Source organism: uncultured Nocardioides sp. (genome assembly GCF_947488025.1).
Classification (GTDB): Bacteria; Actinomycetota; Actinomycetes; order Propionibacteriales; family Nocardioidaceae; genus Nocardioides.
This window is the reverse complement of the sequence record NZ_CANKYS010000001.1, coordinates 586,812-609,355: the sequence shown is the minus strand read 5'-3', so window position 1 is coordinate 609,355 and position 22,544 is coordinate 586,812. Positions and strand designations below refer to the sequence as shown.

Here is a 22,544-nt window from a genome sequence, read left to right as displayed (position 1 = left end):
GTCAGAGCTCCAGGGAGGGAACATGTCCGTGCTGACCGACCTCGCCCGACCGGGCGAGTCCGTCGAGACCGGGTCCACCACCCGTGACCCTGCACCCCCGCCGCGCCGGCGGCGCCTCGTGGCTGTCGCGCTCGCGCTCGTCGTCGTGGCGTGCACGGCCCTGCTCGTCTGGCTCACCGCCGGTGGACGCACCTCCGCCGACGGCGGTCTCGACCACCCGGAGGAGCGCGAGCAGGTGATGAGCCTGACCGACCAGTTCGTGAAGCGGCTCGGCACCTACAGCCCGGACCTGCTCGACGACTCCGGCCAGATGCCCGCCTACCGCGAGCAGGTCCGCGAGGTCATCACGCCGAAGTTCGCGGCCGACTTCGACAAGCAGGTGGCCACCGCCGAGCAGCTCGTCGCCCAGGGTCGGATCACCCGCACCGCCGACGTCTTCGCCACCGCCGTCTCCTCCGTCGACGACGACTCGGCGCGCGTGCTCGTGGCGGGGGCGTTCACCGACAGCTACCGCCAGGGCGAGGCGGAGAAGGAGCAGGCGGTCGACCAGGAGCCGCTGCCGTTCCGCTTCACCGTGGACCTGGTGATGATCGAGGGGGAGTGGCTCGTCGACGACTTCACCCCCGTGAGCTCGCCCGACGAGCCCGGCGCGGCCGACGAGCCCGGCGCGGGCGGGGGGAGCACGCCGTGACCGACGCACCCACCTGGTACGACGTCCTCGACGTGCCGCACGACGCCCCGACGGAGGACGTCCGCGCCGCCTGGAAGGGCCGCATCGCCGACCTCGAGCCGGGCGACCGGCGCTTCGACACCCTCAACCGGGCGGCCAAGGTGCTGCTCGACCCGGTCGCCCGCGCGGCGTACGACGAGACACTGCCGGCGCAGCGCGTGGAGCCGCTGGTCGAGGAGGACACCCCGGCCAGCCCGCCGCTGGTCGAGGAGGGCGCCCCGGCGCCCGTCACGAGACCCGACGCCTCGCGTGGCGTCCCGACCTGGCTCCTCGCCGGCCTGGGCGTGCTCGCGGCCGGGCTCGTGGTCGCGACGGCGTGGACGTGGACCCGGGGCGTTGCCCCCGGCGACGACCCGTCGGTCCGCGATGCCCAGGTGGCTGCGGAGCGCGCCGTCGTACCCGTGCTCTCCTACGACCACGAGTCGCTCAAGGCCGACCAGCGCGAGGCCCAGGCGCTGATGACGGGCGGCTACCGCGAGGAGTACGACAAGCTCTTCACGGTGCTGGAGGAGAACGCGCCGCGGACGCAGACCCGGGTCACCGCCTCGGTCGTGGCCTCGGGGATCGTGCGGGCGAGCGAGGACCGGGTGCAGGTGCTGGTCTTCGTGGACCGCCCGACGACCAACAAGCTCCGCGCCGAGCCGGTCGTCTACAAGGACCAGGTCACCGTCTCGATGCAGCGCGTGGACGGCGAGTGGCTGGTCGACGACCTCACCACCTCTCCCACCCAGGGGTAGGTGGGGGCGGGTCAGGGGGCGGCCAATCGGCGCGTTCTGCTTGACCCGGGGCGATGTGGCGTTCATAGTCGTGGCCAACGCGTGGAGCGGACCCTCAGGCCCAGTGCCGGAGAAATGGCGACCCGCGTTTGTGGCGTGTCCTGAGTTGCGCTATCGTGAATCCTTGCGCCTGCCCTCAGATGCCTGACGCCTTCCGGACGGTCGTCGTGGTGGTCGGCAAGCGCCGATCACTTGCTCATTTGTGAGGACACCTCTTGGCCGCGCGCAGCTCCGCTGGTAACCACCGTCGCACCTCTTTCGCAAAGATCACCGAACCTCTCGAGGTTCCCCCCCTCATCTCGCTCCAGACGAGCAGCTTCGACTGGCTGGTCGGCGGCGAGCGCTGGGAGGCGGAGGTGGCCGCCCGCAGGGCTGCCGGTGAGGACGTCTCCGAGAAGACCGGTCTGCAGGAGATCTTCGAGGAGATCTCCCCGATCGAGGACTTCTCCGAGACGATGATGCTCTCCTTCGACAACCCCGTCTTCCTCGACGAGAAGTACACCGAGGAGGAGTGCAAGGAGAAGGACTTCACCTACTCCCGCCCGCTCTACGTCTCGGCCGAGTTCATGAACCACGAGACCGGCGAGATCAAGGGCCAGACGGTCTTCATGGGCGACTTCCCCATGATGACCCGCAAGGGCACCTTCATCATCAACGGCACCGAGCGCGTCGTCGTCTCGCAGCTCGTGCGCTCCCCGGGCGTCTACTTCGAGTCGAGCCCCGACAAGACGTCCGACAAGGACATCTTCACCGCCAAGCTCATCCCGAGCCGCGGTGCCTGGCTCGAGTTCGAGATCGACAAGCGCGACCTCGTCGGCGTGCGCCTGGACCGCAAGCGCAAGCAGAACGTCACCGTGCTGCTCAAGGCGCTCGGCTGGACCACCGAGCAGATCCGCGAGGAGTTCGGCCAGTACGAGTCGATGATGCTGACCCTCGAGAAGGACAGCGTCCGCTACGAGGTCGTCTACGAGGAGCTGCAGAAGAAGGCGCGGGGCGAGGCCCCCACCGCCGAGCAGGTCAACGACGAGGTCACCCGTCTCGCGCTGCTCGACATCTACCGCAAGCTCCGCCCGGGCGAGCCGCCGACGGCCGAGGCCGCGCAGACGCTGCTCAACAACTACTACTTCAACCCCAAGCGCTACGACCTGGCGAAGGTCGGCCGCTACAAGATCAACAAGAAGCTCGGCCTCCACGAGGCGTTCGACCAGCAGACGCTGACCATCGACGACGTCGTGGCCGCCATCCGCTACGTCGTGCAGCTGCACGCCGCGGGTGTTCAGGCCGACTCGCCCGACCTGGTCGACGCCGAGGGCAACGTCGTCGAGGGTCCTGACGGTGCCCCCGTCAAGGTCCAGGCCGACGACATCGACCACTTCGGCAACCGCCGCATGCGCACGGTCGGCGAGCTCATCCAGAACCAGCTCCGCACGGGCCTGGCCCGCATGGAGCGCGTGGTGCGCGAGCGGATGACGACCCAGGACGTCGAGGCCATCACGCCGCAGTCCCTGATCAACATCCGCCCCGTGGTCGCGGCGCTGAAGGAGTTCTTCGGCACCTCGCAGCTCTCGCAGTTCATGGACCAGACCAACCCGATCGCCGGCCTGACGCACAAGCGTCGCCTCTCGGCCCTCGGCCCCGGTGGTCTGTCCCGCGACCGCGCCGGCATGGAGGTCCGTGACGTCCACCCGTCGCACTACGGCCGCATGTGCCCCATCGAGACCCCTGAAGGCCCCAACATCGGCCTGATCGGCTCGCTGGCCTCCTATGGACGGATCAACCCGTTCGGCTTCGTGGAGACCCCCTACCGCAAGGTCGAGGGTGGCGTGGTCACCGACCAGATCGACTACCTCACCGCCGACGACGAGGACCGCTACGTCATCGCGCAGGCCAACGCGCCGCTCGACGACAAGATGCGCTTCGTCGAGGAGCGCGTGCTGGTCCGCCAGAAGAACGGCGAGGTCGACGCGATCCTGCGCGACGAGGTCGACTACATGGACGTCTCCCCGCGCCAGATGGTGTCGGTCGCGACGGCCCTGATCCCGTTCCTCGAGCACGACGACGCCAACCGCGCGCTCATGGGCGCCAACATGCAGCGCCAGGCCGTTCCGCTCATCACCAGCGACAGCCCGCTGGTCGGCACCGGCATGGAGTACCGCGCCGCCGTCGACGCCGGTGACGTGGTCGTCGCCGACAACGCCGGAGTGGTGAAGGAGGTGTCCGCCGACGCCATCGAGACGATGAACGACGACGGCACCTACCAGACCTACAAGCTTGCCAAGTTCCGTCGCTCCAACCAGGGCACCTGCATCAACCAGCGCCCGCTGGTCAAGGCCGGCGACCGCCTCGAGGTCGGTACGCCGATCGCCGACGGTCCCTGCACCGACGACGCCGAGATGGCGCTGGGCACCAACCTGCTCGTCGCCTTCATGCCGTGGCAGGGCCACAACTACGAGGACGCGATCATCCTCAGCCAGCGCCTGGTGCAGGAGGACGTCCTCACCTCGATCCACATCGAGGAGCACGAGGTCGACGCCCGCGACACCAAGCTCGGCCCCGAGGAGATCACGCGGGACATCCCGAACATCTCCGAGGAGGGCTTGGCCGACCTCGACGAGCGCGGCATCATCCGCATCGGCGCCGAGGTCACCCCCGGTGACATCCTGGTCGGCAAGGTCACGCCCAAGGGCGAGACCGAGCTCACCCCCGAGGAGCGCCTGCTCCGCGCGATCTTCGGCGAGAAGGCGCGCGAGGTGCGCGACACCTCGATGAAGGTCCCGCACGGCGAGGCCGGCACGGTCATCGGCGTGCGCGTCTTCGACCGCGAGGACGGCGACGACCTGCCCCCGGGCGTGAACCAGCTGGTCCGCGTCTACGTCGCGCAGAAGCGCAAGATCTCGGTCGGCGACAAGCTCGCCGGACGCCACGGCAACAAGGGCGTCATCGCCAAGATCCTGCCGATCGAGGACATGCCGTTCATGGAGGACGGCACCCCGGTCGACGTCGTGCTCAACCCGCTGGGTGTGCCGCGTCGTATGAACATCGGCCAGATCCTCGAGCTGCACCTCGGCTGGCTCGCCAAGCAGGGCTGGGACCTCAACCTGTCTGGCGAGAAGGGCGAGTCGGACTGGAAGAAGCGCCTCATCGCGATCGGCGCCGACCAGGCCGACCCGAACACCAAGGTCGCGACCCCGGTGTTCGACGGTGCCCGCGAGGACGAGATCACCGGGCTGCTCGGCTCCACGCTGCCCAACCGTGACGGTGAGCGGATGGTCAAGGAGGACGGCAAGGCCAACCTCTTCGACGGTCGCTCGGGTGAGCCGTTCCCGGAGCCGGTGGCTGTCGGCTACATGTACATCCTCAAGCTGCACCACCTCGTCGACGACAAGATCCACGCTCGCTCGACCGGCCCCTACTCGATGATCACGCAGCAGCCGCTGGGCGGTAAGGCCCAGTTCGGTGGACAGCGGTTCGGTGAGATGGAGGTCTGGGCGATGGAGGCCTACGGCGCCGCCTACGCCCTTCAGGAGCTGCTGACGATCAAGTCCGACGACGTGCCCGGCCGCGTGAAGGTCTACGAGGCCATCGTGAAGGGCGAGAACATCCCCGACTCCGGCATCCCCGAGTCGTTCAAGGTGCTCGTCAAGGAGATGCAGTCGCTCTGCCTCAACGTCGAGGTGCTGTCGCAGGACGGCAGCCCGATCTCGCTCAAGGACGCCGAGGAAGACGTCTTCCGGGCGGCCGAGGAGCTCGGCATCGACCTGTCCCGCCGCGAGCCCAGCTCCGTCGAAGAAGTCTGAGGTGACGCCCGCCCGGTGGTCTCGGGCCGGTCGCTAGCGCGACCGTCCCGACCAGCGGGCGGGCCCCTCGGTCCCCCAGCTGCACTTTCCACGTACTAACGAAGGACTACAGCCATCGTGCTCGACGTTAACTTCTTCGACCAGCTTCAGATCGGCCTGGCCACTGCGGACGACATCCGCACGTGGAGCCACGGCGAGGTCAAGAAGCCGGAGACCATCAACTACCGCACGCTCAAGCCCGAGCGTGACGGCCTCTTCTGCGAGAAGATCTTCGGTCCCACCCGGGACTGGGAGTGCTACTGCGGCAAGTACAAGCGCGTGCGCTTCAAGGGCATCATCTGCGAGCGCTGTGGCGTCGAGGTCACCCGCTCCAAGGTCCGCCGCGAGCGCATGGGCCACATCGAGCTCGCCGCGCCCGTGACCCACATCTGGTACTTCAAGGGCGTCCCGTCGCGCCTGGGCTACCTGCTCGACCTGGCGCCGAAGGACCTCGAGAAGGTCATCTACTTCGCCGCCTACATGATCACCTCGGTCGACGAGGACGCCCGTCACCGCGACATGGACTCCCTCGAGAACAAGGTCGGCCTGGAGCGCGAGCGCCTCGAGAAGCGTCGCGACACCTCCGTGGAGGACCGCGCCAAGAAGCTCGAGGAGGACCTCGCCACCCTCGAGGCCGAGGGTGCCAAGGCCGACGCCAAGCGCAAGGTGCGCGACGGCGCCGACCGCGAGATGAACCAGCTCCGTGACCGCGCCAACCGTGAGATCGCGCGCCTCGAGGAGGTCTGGGACACCTTCAAGAGCCTCAAGGTCCAGGACCTGCTCGGCGACGAGCTGCTCTACCGCGAGATGAAGACCTGGTTCGGCAAGTACTTCGAGGGCCACATGGGCGCCACGGCGATCCAGAAGCGCCTCCAGGACTTCGACATCGAGGCCGAGGTCGAGTCGCTGCGCGACACGATCGCCAACGGCAAGGGCCAGCGCAAGGTCCGCGCCCTCAAGCGCCTCAAGGTCGTCGACGCGTTCCGCAAGACCGGCAACCAGCCCATCGGCATGGTGCTCGACGCCGTCCCGGTGATCCCGCCGGACTTGCGTCCGATGGTCCAGCTCGACGGTGGCCGCTTCGCCACCTCCGACCTGAACGACCTCTACCGCCGCGTCATCAACCGCAACAACCGCCTCAAGCGGCTGCTCGACCTCGGCGCGCCCGAGATCATCGTCAACAACGAGAAGCGGATGCTGCAGGAGGCTGTGGACAGCCTCTTCGACAACGGTCGTCGCGGTCGTCCCGTCACCGGCCCGGGCAACCGGCCGCTGAAGTCGCTCTCCGACATGCTCAAGGGCAAGCAGGGTCGTTTCCGTCAGAACCTGCTCGGCAAGCGCGTGGACTACTCGGGCCGTTCGGTCATCGTGTCGGGTCCGCAGCTCAAGCTGCACCAGTGCGGCCTGCCCAAGCAGATGGCGCTCGAGCTGTTCAAGCCGTTCGTCATGAAGCGCCTGGTCGACCTGTCGCACGCGCAGAACATCAAGTCCGCCAAGCGGATGGTCGAGCGCGCCCGCCCGGTCGTGTGGGACGTCCTCGAAGAGGTCATCACCGAGCACCCCGTGCTGCTCAACCGCGCGCCCACCCTGCACCGCCTCGGCATCCAGGCCTTCGAGCCGCAGCTGATCGAGGGCAAGGCCATCCAGATCCACCCGCTCGTCTGCGGCGCGTTCAACGCCGACTTCGACGGTGACCAGATGGCCGTGCACCTCCCGCTGTCCGCGGAGGCGCAGGCCGAGGCCCGCATCCTGATGCTGTCGACCAACAACATCCTCAAGCCGTCGGACGGCCGTCCGGTGACCATGCCCTCGCAGGACATGATCATCGGCCTGTTCTGGCTGACCGCCGAGCGTGACGGTGAGCCCGGCGAGGGTCGCGTCTTCTCCAGCCCGGCCGAGGCGATCATGGCCTTCGACCGTCGCGAGATCACGCTGCAGAGCAAGATCAGCATCCGCCTCACCGACGTGGTGCCGCCGCTCGACCTCGAGCTCGGCGCCGACTGGGAGGAGCGGACCGCGCTCCAGCTCGACACCACCCTCGGCCGTGTCCACTTCAACGACACGCTCCCGGCGGACTACCCGTTCGTCAACGAGGAGGTCGGCAAGAAGCGCCTCGGCGCGATCGTCAACGACCTCGCCGAGCGCTACACCAAGGTGCAGGTCGCTGCCTCGCTCGACGCCCTCAAGGACGCCGGCTTCCACTGGGCCACGCGCTCGGGTGTGACCGTCTCGATCGACGACGTCACCACGCCCGACAGCAAGGCCGAGATCCTGGCCCGCTACGAGGCCCAGGCCGAGAAGGTCCAGAAGAACTACGAGCGCGGTGTGATGACCGACGACGAGCGTCGTCAGGAGCTCATCGAGCTGTGGACCCAGGCTGCTGCTGAGGTCGGTCGCGCGATGGAGGCCAACTTCGACCGCAAGAACCCGATCTACATGATGGTCGACTCGGGTGCGTCCGGGAACATGAACCAGATCCGGCAGGTCGCGGCCATGCGTGGTCTGGTGGCCAACCCGAAGGGCGAGATCATCCCGCGCCCGATCAAGGCCAACTTCCGCGAGGGCCTGACGGTGCTCGAGTACTTCATCGCCACCCACGGTGCCCGCAAGGGTCTCGCCGACACCGCGCTCCGCACCGCCGACTCGGGCTACCTGACCCGTCGTCTGGTGGACGTGTCGCAGGACGTCATCATCCGTGAGGACGACTGTGGCACCGAGCGTGGCCTGCCCAAGCGGATCGACGACGAGCACGTGGAGACCGCGGCCTACGCCCGCTCCTCGGCCGTCGACATCCTCCACCCGGAGACGGGTGAGGTGCTCGCCACGGCCGGCGAGGACCTGGGTGACGTCAAGATCGGTGAGCTCGTGGCCGCCGGTGTCGTCGAGGTCAAGGTCCGCTCGGTCCTGACCTGCGACGCCCGCACCGGCACCTGCGCCAAGTGCTACGGCCGCTCGCTGGCCACCGGCAAGCTGGTCGACATCGGTGAGGCGGTCGGCATCATCGCCGCCCAGTCCATCGGTGAGCCCGGCACGCAGCTGACCATGCGCACGTTCCACACCGGTGGTGTGGCCTCCGCCGACGACATCACGCAGGGTCTGCCCCGTGTGGTCGAGCTCTTCGAGGCCCGCTCGCCCAAGGGTCGTACGCCGATCTCGGAGTCCGCCGGTCGCGTGAAGATCGAGGAGACCGACAAGGCCCGCGTCGTCGTGGTCACCCCCGACGACGGCTCCGAGGTCCAGGAGATCCCGGTGTCGAAGCGCTCGCGCCTCAACGTCGAGGACGGCGACCACATCAACGTCGGTCACCACATCACGTCCGGTACGCCCGACCCGCAGGACGTGCTGCGCATCCTCGGTGTCCGCAAGGCCCAGGAGCACCTCGTGGACGAGGTCCAGGAGGTCTACCGCTCGCAGGGCGTGGCGATCCACGACAAGCACATCGAGATCATCGTGCGGCAGATGCTGCGTCGCGTGACGGTCATCGAGTCCGGTGACACCAACCTGCTCCCGTCCGACCTGGTCGACCGGGTGCGGTTCGAGGAGGAGAACCGGCGCGTGGTCTCCGAGGGCGGCAAGCCGGCCTCGGGTCGCCCGGTGCTCATGGGCATCACGAAGGCCTCGCTCGCGACCGAGTCGTGGCTCTCGGCGGCCTCCTTCCAGGAGACCACCCGAGTGCTCACCGACGCCGCGATCAACGGCCGCTCCGACAGCCTCCGTGGCCTGAAGGAGAACGTGATCATCGGAAAGCTCATCCCGGCCGGCACCGGCCTCGAGCGCTACCGCAACATCCGGGTGGAGCCGACCGAGGAGGCGCGCGCCGCGGCCTACTCGGTCACCGGCTACGACTCCTACGACTACGACTTCGGTCCGTCGTCGCAGGCCGTCGCGCTCGACGACTTCGACTTTGGCTCGTACCAGAACTGAGCGAAGCGAAGTTCTGGTGTGACGAGCCAGATCGTGTAGCACCAACGCCCGCCCTCGCTTGCGAGGGCGGGCGTTGTGCGTATCGAGATCGGCCCTGTCAGAATTCCGGCGTGACGACCCCCTCCTCGCGCCCCTCCTCCGCCGACGTGCTCGTCGTCGGCGCGGGCCCTGCCGGCTCCGCCGCCGCCGCCTGGGCCGCCCGTGCCGGGCTCGACGTCGTGCTGGTCGACGCGGCCACGTTCCCGCGCGACAAGACGTGCGGTGACGGGCTGACCCCCCGCGCGATCGGGGAGATGCAGAAGCTCGGCCTCGAGGACTGGCTGCGCGCCCACACGGTCAACGAGGGCCTGCGCGCGCACGGCTTCGGCCAGACGCTCCTGCTGCCCTGGCCGGGCGGCTCGCTGCCCGACTGGGGATCCGCGGTCGCCCGCACCGAGCTCGACGACCACCTGCGCACGGTGGCGATCAAGAGCGGCGCCCGTGCCGTCGACGGCGCCCGCGCGGTCGGCGTACGACGCGACGGGGAGCGGGTGGCGGCGGTCGAGCTCCGCGACGCCGAGGGCACCTTCGAGATCGCCTGCCGGTGGCTCGTCGTGGCCGACGGCGTCCGGTCGCCGCTGGGCAAGCTGCTGGGTCGCGAGTGGCACCGCGACACCGTCTACGCCGTCGCCGGCCGGTCCTACGTCGACTCGGAGATGAGCGACGACCCGTGGATCAGCTCGCACCTCGAGCTGCGCGACGAGCAGGGCGAGCTCGTCACCGGCTACGGCTGGATCTTCCCGCTGGGCGACGGCACGGTGAACCTCGGCGCCGGCACGCTGGCGACGAGCAGGCGTCCCGCCGAGGTCGCCATCAAGCCGCTCATGCAGACCTACGCCGACACGATCGGCGCCGACTTCGGGCTCTCGGGCGAGCTGCGCGAACCGACCTCGGCGCTCCTGCCGATGGGCGGCGCGGTCAGCAACGTCGCCGGGCCCAACTGGGCGCTCATCGGCGACGCCGCGGCCTGCGTCAACCCGCTCAACGGCGAGGGCATCGACTACGGCCTCGAGACGGGTCGTCTCGTCGCCGAGCACATCGTCGGCGGCGTCGGGCTGGGCGAGGCGTGGCGCTCGACGCTGGTCGAGCACTACGGCGAGGCGTTCTCCATCGCCCGCCGGCTCGCCGGGATCGCGACCCAGCCCCGGGTCGTGGCCGCGCTCGGCCCGGCCGGGATGCGCTCGGACTGGCTGATGACGCTGGCCCTGCGCTGGATGGGCAACCTGGTCGACGACGCCGACCGCGACCGCGCGGCCCGGGTCTGGCGCTGGGCGGGCCGCCGGTCGATGGCGCGCGACGCCCGGCCGCCCTTCGCGTGAGCCGGGAGCGCACCTACCGGGCTGCGGTCGCGCTCGGACGGACCGGCATGCGTGCCCTCGGGATGCAGGTGACCGGGACGGGTGCCGAGCACGTGCCGACGGAGGGCCCGGTGCTGCTGGCGGCCACGCACGTGTCGTACCCCGACTTCGTGTTCGTGCAGGACGCTGCCCGGTCCTCGGGTCGCTTCATCCGGTTCATGACCCGCCACGACGTCTGGCACGTGCCCGGGGTGGCGCGCGCGATGACCGCGATGCGGCACGTCCCGGTCGACCGGGAGGCGCCCGCGGGGGCGTACGTCGTCGCCCGCGGGCTGCTGCGCGGCGGTGAGGCGGTCGGTGCGTTCCCCGAGGCGGGGATCAGCTACTCCTACACCGTGCGCTCGCTGATGCGCGGGGTGGCGAGCCTCGCCCGCGAGACCGGCGCCGCCGTGGTGCCGGTCGCTGTCTGGGGCTCGCAGCGCGTCTGGTCGGTCGGCCTGCCCGACGAGCGCGGTCGCGCACCGCGCCCCGACCTCACCCGCGGACGCCGCGTCGACGTGTCGTTCGGCCCGTCCCTCCGCATCGGGGCGGGGGAGGACCTGACCGACGCGACCCGACGGCTCGGGGAGGTGCTGACGGTGCAGCTCGAGGAGCTCCAGCGACTGCCCCACCACCGCCCGCAGCCGGGCGAGCACGCACCGTGGTACCCCGCACACCTCGGCGGGCACGCGCCGACCCGCGCCGAGGCCGCCCACCTCGACGTGGTGCCGCGCGCCGCGGTCAGGCCGACGTGGGGGCCTTGCCGGTCCGGGTCCGGCGGCGCGACTCCAGCCAGCCGAGGGGGTCGGTGAAGGGCTCCAGCACCCGCCGCACGGGCGGGGAGGCGAGCAGGAGCGCGAGGCCGATCGCGCCCAGGATCGTGAGGACCAGGCCCGCTGTCGGGTAGGAGGCGGTGAAGTCCGGCCAGCCGAGGGCCTTGAACGTCTTGATGACGAAGCCGTGGAAGAGGTAGACGACCATCGTGGCGGTGCCCATCGTGGTGAACCAGCCGAGGCTGCGCCGCGGCACCAGCGAGATCGCCGCGAAGGCGCCGAGCAGGCCGACCATCATCACCGTCAACCGGGTCTGGAAGACGAACTCGTTGTCGATCGGGATCTCGGAGTAGCCGGTGTCGTACCAGAGCAGCGCCGACTCCGCCCAGGTGTCGGTGTAGAGCGCCATGACCCCGATGCCGACGAGCACCGGCACCGCCGCGACCTTCACCCACACGTCGTCGAGGTGCGCGAGGTGGCGGGGCTTGAGGTGCAGGCCGAGCACGAAGAACGGCAGCAGGCCGAGGAACCGGGGGATCATCAGGGCCTCGGTGTCCCAGATCCCGCCGACCAGGCTCACGATCACCGAGAGCGGCAGGAAGAGCCAGTGCCGCTTGAGGATCGGGGTGACCAGGCGCCACATCAGCAGCACGACGAGGTACCACATGGTCCAGTGCGGCTCGAGCCACAGTGGCCCGGTCACATCTTCGCCGACCACCTCGCGGCGGTAGTAGAACAGCGCCGGCTCGAAGAGCAGGTAGGGGATCGCGAGCGTGTAGAGCAGGCTCTTCATCCGCCTCCGGTCCCACTCGAAGGACTTCGAGAGGTAGCCGCTGACGAAGACGAACGCGGGGATGTGCCACAGGTAGATGAAGTCGTAGACCCAGTGGCTGCCCGCGGTGGCCTCGACCAGCCCGATGGCGTGCCCGACCACGACCAGCGTGACCAGGACCATCTTGACGTTGTCGAGCCACGGATCACGGGACGCGGGGGGCACGGCGCTCACCGTACTTCACGCCGTCCTTCACTAGGTTGGACGCATGGGATCCCTGCCGAGGCGACAGCGGGTGGCGGCGTACGCCGTCATCCTCCGCGAGCGCGGCGGTGCGGTCGAGATCCTGCTGAGCCGGCTGGCGCCCCGGGTCTCCCGCTCCGAGCTGTGGACGCTGCCGGGCGGCGGGGTCGACCACGGCGAGGACCCGCGCGACGCCCTGATCCGCGAGGTGCAGGAGGAGACCGGGCTGGACGCGACCGTCGGCGACCGGGCGCGGGTCTACAGCGCCCACATGCCCCGCTCGCCCCGGGACGGGCAGCTCGTCGACGCGCACGCGATCCGTCTGGTCTACGAGGGCTGGGTGCCGCCGGACTCACCGGCACCGCGGGTGGTCGAGGTCGACGGCTCCACGATCGAGGCTGCGTGGAAGACCCTCGCCGAGGTCGCCTCGGGCGCCGTGCCGGTGTCGTCGGTGGTGACCGAGGCCCTCGTCGACCACCAGCCGTTCCGCCTGCAGCGCGTCGCGGCGTACGCCGTCGTCACCCGGCGCCGTGAGGGCGAGCAGGTGCTGCTGACCCGGCTCTCAGGGAGCGCCGCGCACCCCGGGAGGTGGACGCTGCCCGGTGGGGGCGTGGACCACGGCGAGCACCCGTCGGTCGCGCTGGCGCGCGAGGTCGAGGAGGAGTGCGGGCTGGCGTGCGAGGTCGGCGCCCTGCTCGGCGTGCACGACACCCACTTCGCCGGCACCGCGCCGTCCGGCCGGATCGAGGACTACCACGGCGTGCACCTGCTCTACCGCGCGAGCGTCGCCGACGGCGAGCCCCGGGTGGTCGAGGTCGACGGGACCACCGACGCCGTCGCGTGGGTGCCGACGGCCGACGTCGCGTCCGGGCAGGTCGACGTGCTCGACGTGGTCACCTACGCGTTGGGAGCAGATCGTGACTGAGACCGTCTTCACCTACGCCGCCCCCGGGCTGAAGTTCGGGCGCGGGGCCAGCGACGAGATCGGGTGGGACGTCCAGCAGCTGTGCCGCGACGTCCCCGGCGACGCGGCGCGGCGGGTGCTGCTCGTCACCGACCCCGGGGTCGCCGCCACCGGCCACCCGGACCGCATCGCCGACGGCATGCGGTCCCGCGGGCTGGAGGTGGTCCTCTACGCCGAGGCGCACGTCGAGCCGACCGACGCCTCCCTGGAGGCGGCCGTCGCCGCGGCCCGGGCGGCCGGACCCTTCCACGCCGTGGTCGCGGTCGGTGGCGGCTCGTCCATCGACACCGCCAAGGCGGTCGACCTGATGCTGACCAACCCCGGCGAGCTGATGGACTACGTCAACGCGCCCGTCGGCGGGGGCCGGGCGCCCGAGCACCCCCTCCTGCCGCTCGTCGCGGTGCCCACGACCACCGGCACGGGTGCGGAGTCGACCACCATCTGCGTCCTCGACGTCCTGGCGCTGGCGGTGAAGACCGGCATCTCCCACGCCCGGCTCCGGCCCACCCTCGCCGTCGTGGACCCAGACCTGACCATGACGCAGCCCGCGATGGTCACCGCCTCCGCGGGCATGGACATCCTCTGCCACGCGCTCGAGAGCTGGACGGCTCGGTGGTACGCCGACTTCGACGCCAAGCGACCCGAGCAGCGGGTCCCCTACTGCGGCGCCAACCCGATCGCCGACATGTGGGCGGAGAAGTCGCTGTCCCTCCTCGCCGGCTCGTTCCGGCGAGCCGTCCGCGACGGGTCCGACGGTGAGGCCCGTGAGCAGATGGCCCTCGCCGCGACCTTCGCCGGGTTGGGCTTCGGCAACGCCGGCGTCCACGTGCCCCACGCCTGCGCCTACCCCATCGCCGGCCGGGTCCGCGACTACCGTCCAGCGGGCTACCCGGCGGACGAGCCGATCATTCCGCACGGGATGGCCGTCGTGATGACGGCGCCGGCCGCCTTCGCGCTGCTCCACGACGCCGCGCCCGAGCGGCACCGCCGGGCCGCCGAGCTCCTCGGCGGCACGGGTCAGACGCTGCCGGACGTGCTCCGGGGGCTGATGCGCGACGTCGGGCTGCCGAGCGGGCTGGCCGAGCTCGGCTACGGCGCCGGCGACGTCGACGCCCTGGTCGAGGGCGCGCTCCAGCAGCAGCGGCTGCTGGCCACCGCCCCCGTCGAGGTCACCGCCGAGGACCTGGCCGCCGTGTTCCGGGAGTCGCTCGAGCACTGGTGACCGGGGCCCGCCGCCCGGCTGCACGACGGAGTAGGTGGCCGACCGCCCGCCGCCTACGATGAGGTCATGAACCCCCGCCATCGCCGACTCGTGATCCCGGTGGCGCTGGGGGCGCTGATCCTCATCGTCGTCATCGCCGCCGTCCTGTGAGCACGGGTCCGGAGGCGGGGCTCGCCACCCTCCGCTCGGCGGTCCTCGGCGCCGACAGCCTCGTGCGCGCGCTGGCGAGCGGTCGGCGCAAGGGCCGGCCGGTGCCGGTCGTGGACGGACGCGAGGTACGTCGCGTGGAGGTCCGGGTCGTGGACCTGAAGGCCGGGCGCCACCTGCAGGTGACGTCGTACGACGCCACGCAGGCGCACACCACCAACCACCTCGTCGGCGAGGCGGCCGAGGCCGCGGTGGACGCGTTGCTGGCGGAGCCGTTCGCCAACTGGCATGTCGACACCGCCACCGAGACCCACCAGCTGCGGGTGACCAAGAAGGGCGTGCCGCTGCTGCACACCTCGACGCGGGACGAGGAGGTCGCGCCCTCGCGCGGCCACGACCGGCCCAAGGACCGGCTGCTCCCCGAGGACCACCCGGTGCTCAGGGCGCTCGGGATCAGCGACGCCCAGGGGCGGGTGAAGCCGACGCGGCAGGCGAAGTACCGGCAGGTGGAGGAGTTCGTCCGCCTGCTCGACGCCAGCCTCACCGAGGCCATCGCGCAGGGCCGGGTGCGCACCCCCACGCCCGACGACCCGCTGCGCGTCGTCGACCTCGGCTGCGGCAACGCCTACCTCACCTTCGCCGCCCACGCGTTCCTCAGCGACCGGCTGCCGGTCCGCATGACCGGGGTCGACGTCAAGCAGCAGTCGGCCGACCACAACTCGCGCGTCGCCGCCGACCTGGGCATCGACGCGGACTTCGTCGTCGGCTCGATCGCGCACGCGCCGCTCGCGCAGGCGCCCGACGTCGTGCTCGCCCTGCACGCCTGCGACACCGCGACCGACGACGCGCTCGGGCGGGCACTCGAGTGGGGGGCACCCCTGGTCCTCGCGGCGCCGTGCTGCCACCACGACATCGCCGCCCAGCTGCGCACCACGGCGGTCCCCGAGCCCTACGCGATGCTCACCCGCCACGGCATCCTGCGCGAGCGCTTCGCCGACACGCTCACCGACGCGTTGCGGGCCGCCCTCCTGCGCCGCGAGGGCTACCGCGTCGACGTCGTGGAGTTCGTCGAGAGCGCCCACACGCCACGCAACACGCTGCTGCGAGCGGTGCGCACCGGGGCCGACGGGTCCGAGGCGGCCGCCGAGTACGACGACCTGCTCGCCGCGTGGGGCGTCCGGCCCCGGCTCGGCGAGCTGCTCGACCATGGCTGATCCCCGCCGGGCCGCCGTCGGAGCACTCGTGCTCGTGCCCTTGCTGCTGGGCGCCGCAGCCGGTGCGCCCGGCGCGGCCGACCACCCCGCGTTCCGCTTCGCCGACCCCGAGATCGTGGAGTCGAGCGGGCTCGTCGTGCTGCCCGGCCGCGGGCCCGACGCCGGCCTGGTCGTGACCACCAACGACTCCGGCGACTCCGGTCGCGTCTTCACCGTCGACCCCGCGACCGGGGAGACGGTCGGGGTCACGTCGTGGGCCGCGGACCCCGAGGACGTGGAGGCCCTCGCGCCCGCAGGTCCCGGCCATGTCTGGGTCGCCGACATCGGCGACAACCGGCACGTGCGCGACTCGGTCGAGGTGCTGCGCGTCCCCGTCGGACGCGGCGACCGCCAGGTCACGCCCGAGGTCCGCGAGCTCGTCTACCCCGACGGCTCCCACGACGCGGAGGCGCTGGTCACCCACCCCGTGACGGGCCGGCTCCACGTCATCACCAAGGGCGTCTTCGCCGGCACCGTGTACGCCGCCCCGCAGCGCCTGCGCGCCGACCGGCCCAACCTCCTCACCGAGGTCGGGGACGCCCCGGGCCTCGTCACCGACGCGACGTTCCTGCCCGGCGGGGGAGGGGTGGTCGTGCGCACCTACACGAAGGCCCACCTGTCGGCGTTCCCGTCGTGGCAGGGCGTCGCGTCGTGGGAGCTGCCCGACCAGGACCAGGGCGAAGGAGTCGCCCTCTCCGGCGACGGCCTGCTCGTCAGCACCGAGGGAGCCCGCTCCCAGGTGCTCCGGGTGGGCCTGCCGGCGTCGGCGGGCGCGACCGACCTGCGCTCGCCGGCGTGGACGAGCCTGCGCTGGCTCGCGACGGCGTACGCCCTGCCCCTGCCCGCTGGTTGAGGAGGTCGCGCAGCGACCGTCTCGAAACCCTCAGGCAAGCGCCGCGTCGAGCGCGGCCTGGACGTGCAGCGTCGTGCAGGGGAAGACCGGCAGCTCGACGTCGGCCTGCTTGACCAGCAGCTCGAGCTCGGTGCACCCGAGCAGCACGCCGCCCGCGCCGGCGTCCCACAGCTCCTCGATGATCGACACGACCCGGCTGCGCGTGCGGGGCAGCACGACACCGTGCACGAGCTCCTCGTAGATCGCGTCGTTGAGGAAGTCGTGGTGCGAGGCGTCGGGCACCAGCACGGAGAGTCCGTGGTCCTCGAGCCGGTCGACGAAGAACGACTCCGACATGGCGACCTTCGTGCCGATCAGCCCGACGGTCTCGACGCCCGCGGCCCGGACCGCCTCGGCCACGACGTCGCCGAGGTGGAGCAGCGGGATGCCGACGGCCTCCTCGACCTGGTCGGCGACCTTGTGGAACGTCGTCGTGCACAGCAGCAGGAAGTCGGCGCCAGCCCGCTCGACCCCGCGCGCGGCGTCGGCGAGGAGCAGCCCGACCTGGTCCCAGCGCTCGTCGTCCTCGAGGTGCGTCACCTCGGCGAAGTCCACGGTGGTGAGGGCGAGCTTCGGTGACGACAGCCCGCCGAGCCGCTCCCGCATCCCGAGGTTGAGGTCGCGGTAGTAGACCGCGCTGCTCTCCCAGCTCATGCCGCCGACGAGTCCGATGGTCTTCACGCGCGGCAGTCTCCCATGACTCAGGACCGGTGCACCTTGTGTGCCGCAGCCTGGGCACGCGGCTTGATGACGAGCTCGTCGATGTCGACGTGGGAGGGCCGGGTGGCCACCCACGCGATGGCGTCGGCGACGTCCTCGGCCAGCAGCGGCTGGTCGACGCCGGCGTAGACCGCGTCGGCGCGCTCCTGGTCGCCGCTGAAGCGCACGAGCGAGAACTCGTCGGTCCGCACCATGCCGGGGGCGACCTCGCTGATCCGCACCGGCTCGCCGTTGAGCTCGAGCCGCAGCGTCTCGGTGACCACCTTCACGCCGTGCTTGGCCGCGGTGTAGCCCGCGCCGCCCTCGTAGGCCCAGCGTCCGGCGGTCGACCCGACGTTGACGATCACCGCGTCGCCGCTGGCCCGGAGCGCGGGCAGGAGCGCCTTGGTCACCCGGACCAGCCCGAGCACGTTGACGTCGTACATCCAGCGCCAGGCGTCGACGTCGGCCCCGTCCACCCGGTCGACGCCGACGGCGCCGCCGGCGTTGTTGACCAGGACGTGGCAGGTCGGCACCGCCGCGGCGAGGGCGTCGACCGAGGCCTGGTCGGTGATGTCGCAGGTGATCGCCTCGCCACCGATCTCGGCCGCGAGCTCCTCGATGCGGTCGCTGCGGCGGGCCGCGCAGACGACGCGGAAGCCCTCCGCGGCCAGGGCGCGGGCGGTCGCCGCACCGATCCCGCTGGAGGCGCCGGTCACGACGGCGGTGCGGGGCCGGGTGCTGTCATCGCTCATGCGGCCATCCTGCCAAGATGTGCCGGTGATCATCGCGGCGGCCGACGGTTCGGCACTCGGCAACCCCGGCCCGGCCGGTTGGGCGTGGTACGTCGACGACGACTGCTGGGCGTCCGGCGGCTGGCCGCGCGGCACCAACAACATGGGGGAGCTGATGGCCGTCCTCGACCTCCTCCAGCAGACCGCCCACGTCGACGACGAGCTGCACGTCTTCTGCGACAGCAAGTACGTCATCGACTCCGTCACCAAGTGGATGCCGGGCTGGAAGCGCAAGGGCTGGAAGAAGAGCGACGGCAAGCCCGTGCTCAACGTCGAGCTGATGAAGGCGCTCGACGCCGCCATGGACGGCCGGCGCGACCGGGTCCGCTTCGAGTGGGTCAAGGGCCACGCGGGCCACGAGCTCAACGAGGCGGCGGACCGGCGCGCCAACGCCGCCGCGTCGGCGTACCAGCGCGGGGTCGAGCCCGATGCCGGGCCGGGCTTCGTCGGCAGCAGCGTCGCCCACCCCGCCGCCGAGGTCGGCCAGGTCGAGGAGGAGCCCGACCTGTTCAGCGACCTCGCCGACCGGTCGGACCTGGCGACGCCGACCGACGAGGAGCACGTCGTCGCCCTCGAGCGCGCGCTTCTCTCCGACGAGGTGCGCGGCGACCGGGCGGCCGTCGCCGCCCTGCTCCACCCCGCCTGGCAGGAGGTCGGACGCTCGGGTCGGCTGTGGACCCGCGACGACGTGCTCGCCGAGATCGGTCCGATCGCACCGGTCAGCCTCGACGTGGTTTCCGTGGAGCGGGTCGACCGCGACACGATCCTGCTCCTCTGGCGGGCGCTGGCCGACGACCGGTCCACCCTGCGGAGCAGCCTGTGGGTGCGCGCCGGCGGGCACTGGCAGCAGCGCTACCACCAGGGCACCGACGAGCCCTGATCCCTCGACCCCGGACCGCCTCCAGGGCCGCCCCGGGACCGCCCGGAGGGGTGAGTCGTGGCACACTCGGGCGATGCCTCCTGCGAAGCTCGCCGCGTCGCTCGCTCTCCTGGGCGGCGTGCTCTGGATCCTGCACGCGCTCCTCGGTGGCGGTGACGGCCCCCTCGTCGACACCCTCCACCTCCTCGGTCTGGCATGCGTGCTCGTCGCGTCGGCCGTCTTCGGCACCACACTGGTCAAGGGCGACGCCGTGGCCGTGCGGGCCGTCGTCGCCGTGGCCTCCGGCCTGTTGGCACTCTCGGTGATCGAGGCGTTCCGACCGGCCGACGCCTCCTGGTACGACGGCTTCTGGGGTGTCGTGGCGGCGGCCCTCGGTGGCTTCGCGCTGGTGCGCGGTCGCAGCCGCTCGACCGGCCGCCGCACCGCGGCCGGCGCCCACGCCCGCTGAGGCGCTGACCCGACCCGGGAATCCCGGGACACCTCCCGTGGTTGTGCCTGAGGTGCCCTGACCAGGGCGCGCAGTCGAGGTCTCGAGGAGGCAACGTGGGCGAGCGGGTCGCGATGATCAGCCTGCACACCTCACCGCTGGACCAGCCCGGGACGGGCGACGCCGGCGGGATGAACGTCTACGTGATCGAGCTCTCCCGGCGTCTGGCCGAGCAGGGCATCGCGGTCGACGTCTTCACGCGGGCGACCTCCTCCACGCTGCCTCAGGTCGTCGAGGCGGCGGACGGCGTGCTCGTCCGGCACGTCGCCGCGGGGCCGTTCGAGGGGCTCGCCAAGGTCGAGCTGCCCGGGCAGCTGTGCACGTTCGCCCGGGAGGTGCTGCGCACCGAGGCGATGCAGCCGCTCGGCCACTACGACGCGGTCCACTCCCACTACTGGCTCTCCGGCCAGGTCGGCGCGCTGGCCCGCGACCGCTGGAACGTCCCCCTCGTCCACTCGATGCACACGATGGCGAAGGTCAAGAACGAGGCGCTCGCCGACGGCGACAGCCCCGAACCCGTCTCCCGCGTGATCGGCGAGGAGCAGGTGGTCGAGGCGGCCGACCTGCTCGTCGCGAACACCGACACCGAGGCCCGCCAGCTCGTCGACCTCTACGGCGCCCGCCCCGACAGCGTCGAGGTGATCCATCCCGGGGTCGACCTCACGGTCTTCGCCCCTCGCGGGCGCGCAGAGGCCCGGCGCCAGCTCGGGCTGTCCGAGGACGCGGCCGTGCTCCTGTTCGCCGGTCGTATCCAGCCCCTCAAGGCCCCCGACGTGCTGCTGCGGGCGGTGGCGGTGCTGCTCGCGCAGGATCCGTCACTGCGCCACCGGCTCGTCGTACCCGTCGTGGGCGGGCCGTCGGGCTCCGGGCTCGAGCACCCCACCGCCCTCGCCGACCTGGCGGCCGACCTCGGGATCGGCGACGTCGTGCGGTTCGTCCCGCCGGTCAGCCAGGCCGAGCTCGCCGTGTGGACCTCCGCCGCCACCGCGGTGGCGGTGCCGTCCTACAACGAGTCGTTCGGCCTCGTCGCCGTCGAGGCGCAGGCCACCGGCACCCCGGTGGTCGCCGCCGCGGTCGGCGGGCTCACCACGGTGGTCCGTGACGGCGTGAGCGGGCTCCTCGTCGACACCCACGAGCCCCGCGACTGGGCCGCGAGCCTGCGCCGCCTGATCGACGACCCGGTGCTGGTGGCGCGGCTCGGGCGCGGCGCGGTCGCCCACGCGCAGGACTTCTCCTGGGAGCGCACCGCCGAGCGCACCCTGGCGGCCTACGAGCGGGCCGGCGGGCGCATGAGTGCTGAGATGGCCTCATGAGCGCTCCCTCCCCGTCCGCCACCGCGACGTCGGTCGACGTCGTCCGCGACTACCTGGTCGCCAACCAGATCGAGCACGACGAGACGACCCGCGAGGGCGTCGAGGGCGCGAGCTTCTCGCTCACGCTCCCGGGGGAGAAGAAGCTGCAGACGCCCGTGCGCCTCGACGTCGGCGCCCACGCGCTCGGCGTGCACGCCTTCGTGTGCCGCAACCCCGACGAGAACCACGCGCGCGTGCACCGCTGGCTGCTCGAGCGCAACCTCAGGATGTACGCCGTCTCCTTCGCCGTGGACCGCCACGGGGACATCTACCTCGAGGCGCGGCTGCCGCTGGCCTCGATCGACCCCGACGAGCTCGACCGGATCCTCGGCTCCGTGCTCGCCAACGCCGACGAGTCGTTCAACGCGATCCTCGAGCTCGGCTTCGCCTCCTCGATCCGCAAGGAGTGGGAGTGGCGGATCTCCCGCGGGGAGTCGACCCGCAACCTCGAGGCGTTCCGCGGCTGGCTCGAGGCCTAGCGTCCGGCCCTCGGCCTCCGGCGCGTCATCAGCACGCCGACGATGGCCAGTGCGCCGCCGACGAAGCTCAGCGTCGGCGGGACCTCGTCGATGGTCAGCCAGGCCACCAGCGTGGCGATCCCGGGCACGAGGAACGTCGTGAGCGACAGGGCGCCGGCGTCGGTGTGGGTCAGCGCGTAGGCCCAGGTGGTGAAGGCGACGGCGGTCGGCAGGACGCCCAGGTAGACGATCCACCACAGCTCGGCGCCACCGTCGGCGACGATGCCGGGCAGGTCGCCGGAGAAGGGCAGGCAGATGAGCGCGCCCGTCAGGAACGACACGAACACGACCTGCACGGACGGCAGGCGGCGCAGCAGCACCTTCTGGGTCAGCACCCCGACGGCGTACATCACCGCGGCGACCAGCACGAGGCCCACGCCGAGGAGGCTGGCGTCGGCGTCGCTCGAGGAACCGCGGGCGATCACCGCGACGCCGGCGAACCCGACGACCATGCCGCCGACCAGCCATGTGTGCAGGCGCTCGCCGAAGAGCGGGACGGCGAGCAGGGCGACGATGACCGGTCCGATCTGGATGATCATCGCGGCGGTGCCGGCGTCGACGTGGCGCTCACCGGCGTTGAGGGCCAGGTTGTAGACGCCGAACCAGCCGACGCCGCCGGCCGCCAGCAGCGTCCACTCGCGGCGGGTGGGGCGCACCCAGCCGTGCCTGAGGACGAGCGGCAGCACGACGAGGGCCGCGACGAGCAGGCGACCCGAGCCGAGCGCGCCGGGGCTGACGTCGTGCGCCACGTGCCGGATGACGACGAACGCCGAGGCCCACATGACGAGCGTGACGGCGCCCGCGGCGACCGGCAGCCAGGGGGCCGGGGCGGTGGTGGTGGGCTGCGTCCCGGCGGTCTCGGTCGTGGTCGTCACGGGTCAAGGCTAGGTACGGTCATGACCGGCC

18 protein-coding genes are annotated in these 22,544 nt (G+C 71.5%); 14 read left to right on the top strand and 4 right to left on the bottom strand.

Annotated elements, in window-relative coordinates; all coding sequences use genetic code 11:
- Positions 1-22 precede the first annotated feature (22 nt).
- The 6 genes from Q1B24_RS02820 to Q1B24_RS02795 all read left to right on the top strand — a co-directional run bounded on the left by Q1B24_RS02820 (position 23) and on the right by Q1B24_RS02795 (position 11,454).
- Complete coding sequence (locus Q1B24_RS02820; protein ID WP_299923000.1) at positions 23-691, top strand: hypothetical protein; 669 nt, start codon at positions 23-25, stop codon at positions 689-691.
- On the top strand, positions 688-1,467 hold the full coding sequence (locus tag Q1B24_RS02815) for a hypothetical protein (protein WP_299922998.1): 780 nt from the start codon (positions 688-690) through the stop codon (positions 1,465-1,467). Before Q1B24_RS02820 ends, Q1B24_RS02815 begins: the two co-directional genes overlap by 4 nt.
- A gap of 254 nt (positions 1,468-1,721) precedes the next feature.
- On the top strand, positions 1,722-5,303 hold the full coding sequence (locus tag Q1B24_RS02810; RefSeq protein ID WP_299922997.1) for a DNA-directed RNA polymerase subunit beta: 3,582 nt from the start codon (positions 1,722-1,724) through the stop codon (positions 5,301-5,303).
- A gap of 117 nt (positions 5,304-5,420) precedes the next feature.
- On the top strand, positions 5,421-9,266 hold the full coding sequence (locus Q1B24_RS02805; RefSeq protein ID WP_299922995.1) for a DNA-directed RNA polymerase subunit beta': 3,846 nt from the start codon (positions 5,421-5,423) through the stop codon (positions 9,264-9,266).
- A gap of 110 nt (positions 9,267-9,376) precedes the next feature.
- A complete protein-coding gene (locus tag Q1B24_RS02800) occupies positions 9,377-10,624 on the top strand; it encodes a geranylgeranyl reductase family protein (protein WP_299922993.1) in 1,248 nt (415 codons plus the stop codon).
- 47 nt (positions 10,625-10,671) lie between these two features.
- Positions 10,672-11,454 carry a lysophospholipid acyltransferase family protein gene (locus Q1B24_RS02795; RefSeq protein ID WP_299922988.1) on the top strand — a complete coding sequence of 261 codons (783 nt, stop codon included), beginning with the start codon at positions 10,672-10,674 and terminating at the stop codon, positions 11,452-11,454.
- On the opposite strand, the gene Q1B24_RS02790 is transcribed toward Q1B24_RS02795, so the two are convergent.
- On the bottom strand, positions 11,384-12,412 hold the full coding sequence (locus tag Q1B24_RS02790) for an acyltransferase family protein (RefSeq protein ID WP_299922986.1): 1,029 nt from the start codon (positions 12,410-12,412) through the stop codon (positions 11,384-11,386). The two genes, Q1B24_RS02795 and Q1B24_RS02790, sit on opposite strands and share 71 nt — an antisense overlap.
- A gap of 43 nt (positions 12,413-12,455) precedes the next feature.
- On the opposite strand from Q1B24_RS02790, the gene Q1B24_RS02785 reads away from it, so the two are divergent.
- The 4 genes from Q1B24_RS02785 (at position 12,456) to Q1B24_RS02770 (ending at position 16,869) form a co-directional block, all read left to right on the top strand.
- Positions 12,456-13,355, top strand: a complete 900-nt coding sequence (locus Q1B24_RS02785) for an NUDIX domain-containing protein (RefSeq protein WP_299922984.1) — start codon at positions 12,456-12,458, stop codon at positions 13,353-13,355.
- The gene (locus Q1B24_RS02780) at positions 13,348-14,616 is read left to right on the top strand and encodes a hydroxyacid-oxoacid transhydrogenase (protein ID WP_299922982.1); all 1,269 of its coding nucleotides are present in this window, start codon (positions 13,348-13,350) and stop codon (positions 14,614-14,616) included. The genes Q1B24_RS02785 and Q1B24_RS02780 overlap by 8 nt, the downstream gene beginning before the upstream one ends.
- Positions 14,617-14,762: 146 nt before the next feature.
- Positions 14,763-15,977 (top strand): SAM-dependent methyltransferase, encoded by a 1,215-nt coding sequence (locus Q1B24_RS02775; RefSeq protein WP_299922980.1) that lies wholly within the window; start codon positions 14,763-14,765, stop codon positions 15,975-15,977.
- Complete coding sequence (locus Q1B24_RS02770; protein ID WP_299922978.1) at positions 15,970-16,869, top strand: hypothetical protein; 900 nt, start codon at positions 15,970-15,972, stop codon at positions 16,867-16,869. The genes Q1B24_RS02775 and Q1B24_RS02770 overlap by 8 nt, the downstream gene beginning before the upstream one ends.
- 30 nt (positions 16,870-16,899) lie before the next feature.
- On the opposite strand, the gene Q1B24_RS02765 is transcribed toward Q1B24_RS02770, so the two are convergent.
- Together Q1B24_RS02765 and Q1B24_RS02760 are read right to left on the bottom strand one after the other, a co-directional pair.
- Positions 16,900-17,589 carry an amino acid racemase gene (locus Q1B24_RS02765; protein ID WP_299922976.1) on the bottom strand — a complete coding sequence of 230 codons (690 nt, stop codon included), beginning with the start codon at positions 17,587-17,589 and terminating at the stop codon, positions 16,900-16,902.
- A gap of 20 nt (positions 17,590-17,609) precedes the next feature.
- Complete coding sequence (locus Q1B24_RS02760; protein WP_299922974.1) at positions 17,610-18,362, bottom strand: SDR family NAD(P)-dependent oxidoreductase; 753 nt, start codon at positions 18,360-18,362, stop codon at positions 17,610-17,612.
- A 25-nt stretch (positions 18,363-18,387) separates the two neighbouring features.
- On the opposite strand from Q1B24_RS02760, the gene Q1B24_RS02755 reads away from it, so the two are divergent.
- The 4 genes from Q1B24_RS02755 to Q1B24_RS02740 all read left to right on the top strand — a co-directional run bounded on the left by Q1B24_RS02755 (position 18,388) and on the right by Q1B24_RS02740 (position 21,599).
- Positions 18,388-19,281, top strand: a complete 894-nt coding sequence (locus tag Q1B24_RS02755; protein WP_299922972.1) for a ribonuclease HI family protein — start codon at positions 18,388-18,390, stop codon at positions 19,279-19,281.
- A gap of 73 nt (positions 19,282-19,354) precedes the next feature.
- The gene (locus Q1B24_RS02750) at positions 19,355-19,729 is read left to right on the top strand and encodes a hypothetical protein (RefSeq protein WP_299922969.1); all 375 of its coding nucleotides are present in this window, start codon (positions 19,355-19,357) and stop codon (positions 19,727-19,729) included.
- Positions 19,730-19,824: 95 nt separating this feature from the next.
- Positions 19,825-21,081, top strand: coding sequence for a D-inositol-3-phosphate glycosyltransferase (mshA, locus tag Q1B24_RS02745; protein WP_299922967.1), 1,257 nt, complete (start codon positions 19,825-19,827; stop codon positions 21,079-21,081).
- Positions 21,078-21,599, top strand: a complete 522-nt coding sequence (locus Q1B24_RS02740; protein WP_299922965.1) for a YbjN domain-containing protein — start codon at positions 21,078-21,080, stop codon at positions 21,597-21,599. The genes mshA and Q1B24_RS02740 overlap by 4 nt, the downstream gene beginning before the upstream one ends.
- Here the strand turns inward: Q1B24_RS02740 and Q1B24_RS02735 are convergent.
- The gene (locus Q1B24_RS02735) at positions 21,596-22,513 is read right to left on the bottom strand and encodes a DMT family transporter (RefSeq protein ID WP_299922963.1); all 918 of its coding nucleotides are present in this window, start codon (positions 22,511-22,513) and stop codon (positions 21,596-21,598) included. The two genes, Q1B24_RS02740 and Q1B24_RS02735, sit on opposite strands and share 4 nt — an antisense overlap.
- Between the last annotated feature and the right edge of the window lie 31 nt (positions 22,514-22,544).

Excerpts from the sequence above, each read along its gene's own strand:
- Q1B24_RS02820 (WP_299923000.1), top strand. The coding sequence starts at position 23 with ATGTCCGTGCTGACCGACCTCGCCCGACCGGGCGAGTCCGTCGAGACC.
- Q1B24_RS02740 (WP_299922965.1), top strand. The coding sequence starts at position 21,078 with ATGAGCGCTCCCTCCCCGTCCGCCACCGCGACGTCGGTCGACGTCGTC.
- Q1B24_RS02760 (WP_299922974.1), bottom strand. The coding sequence starts at position 18,362 with ATGAGCGATGACAGCACCCGGCCCCGCACCGCCGTCGTGACCGGCGCC.
- Q1B24_RS02750 (WP_299922969.1), top strand. The coding sequence starts at position 19,355 with ATGCCTCCTGCGAAGCTCGCCGCGTCGCTCGCTCTCCTGGGCGGCGTG.
- Q1B24_RS02770 (WP_299922978.1), top strand. The coding sequence starts at position 15,970 with ATGGCTGATCCCCGCCGGGCCGCCGTCGGAGCACTCGTGCTCGTGCCC.
- Q1B24_RS02785 (WP_299922984.1), top strand. The coding sequence starts at position 12,456 with ATGGGATCCCTGCCGAGGCGACAGCGGGTGGCGGCGTACGCCGTCATC.
- Q1B24_RS02795 (WP_299922988.1), top strand. The coding sequence starts at position 10,672 with ATGCGTGCCCTCGGGATGCAGGTGACCGGGACGGGTGCCGAGCACGTG.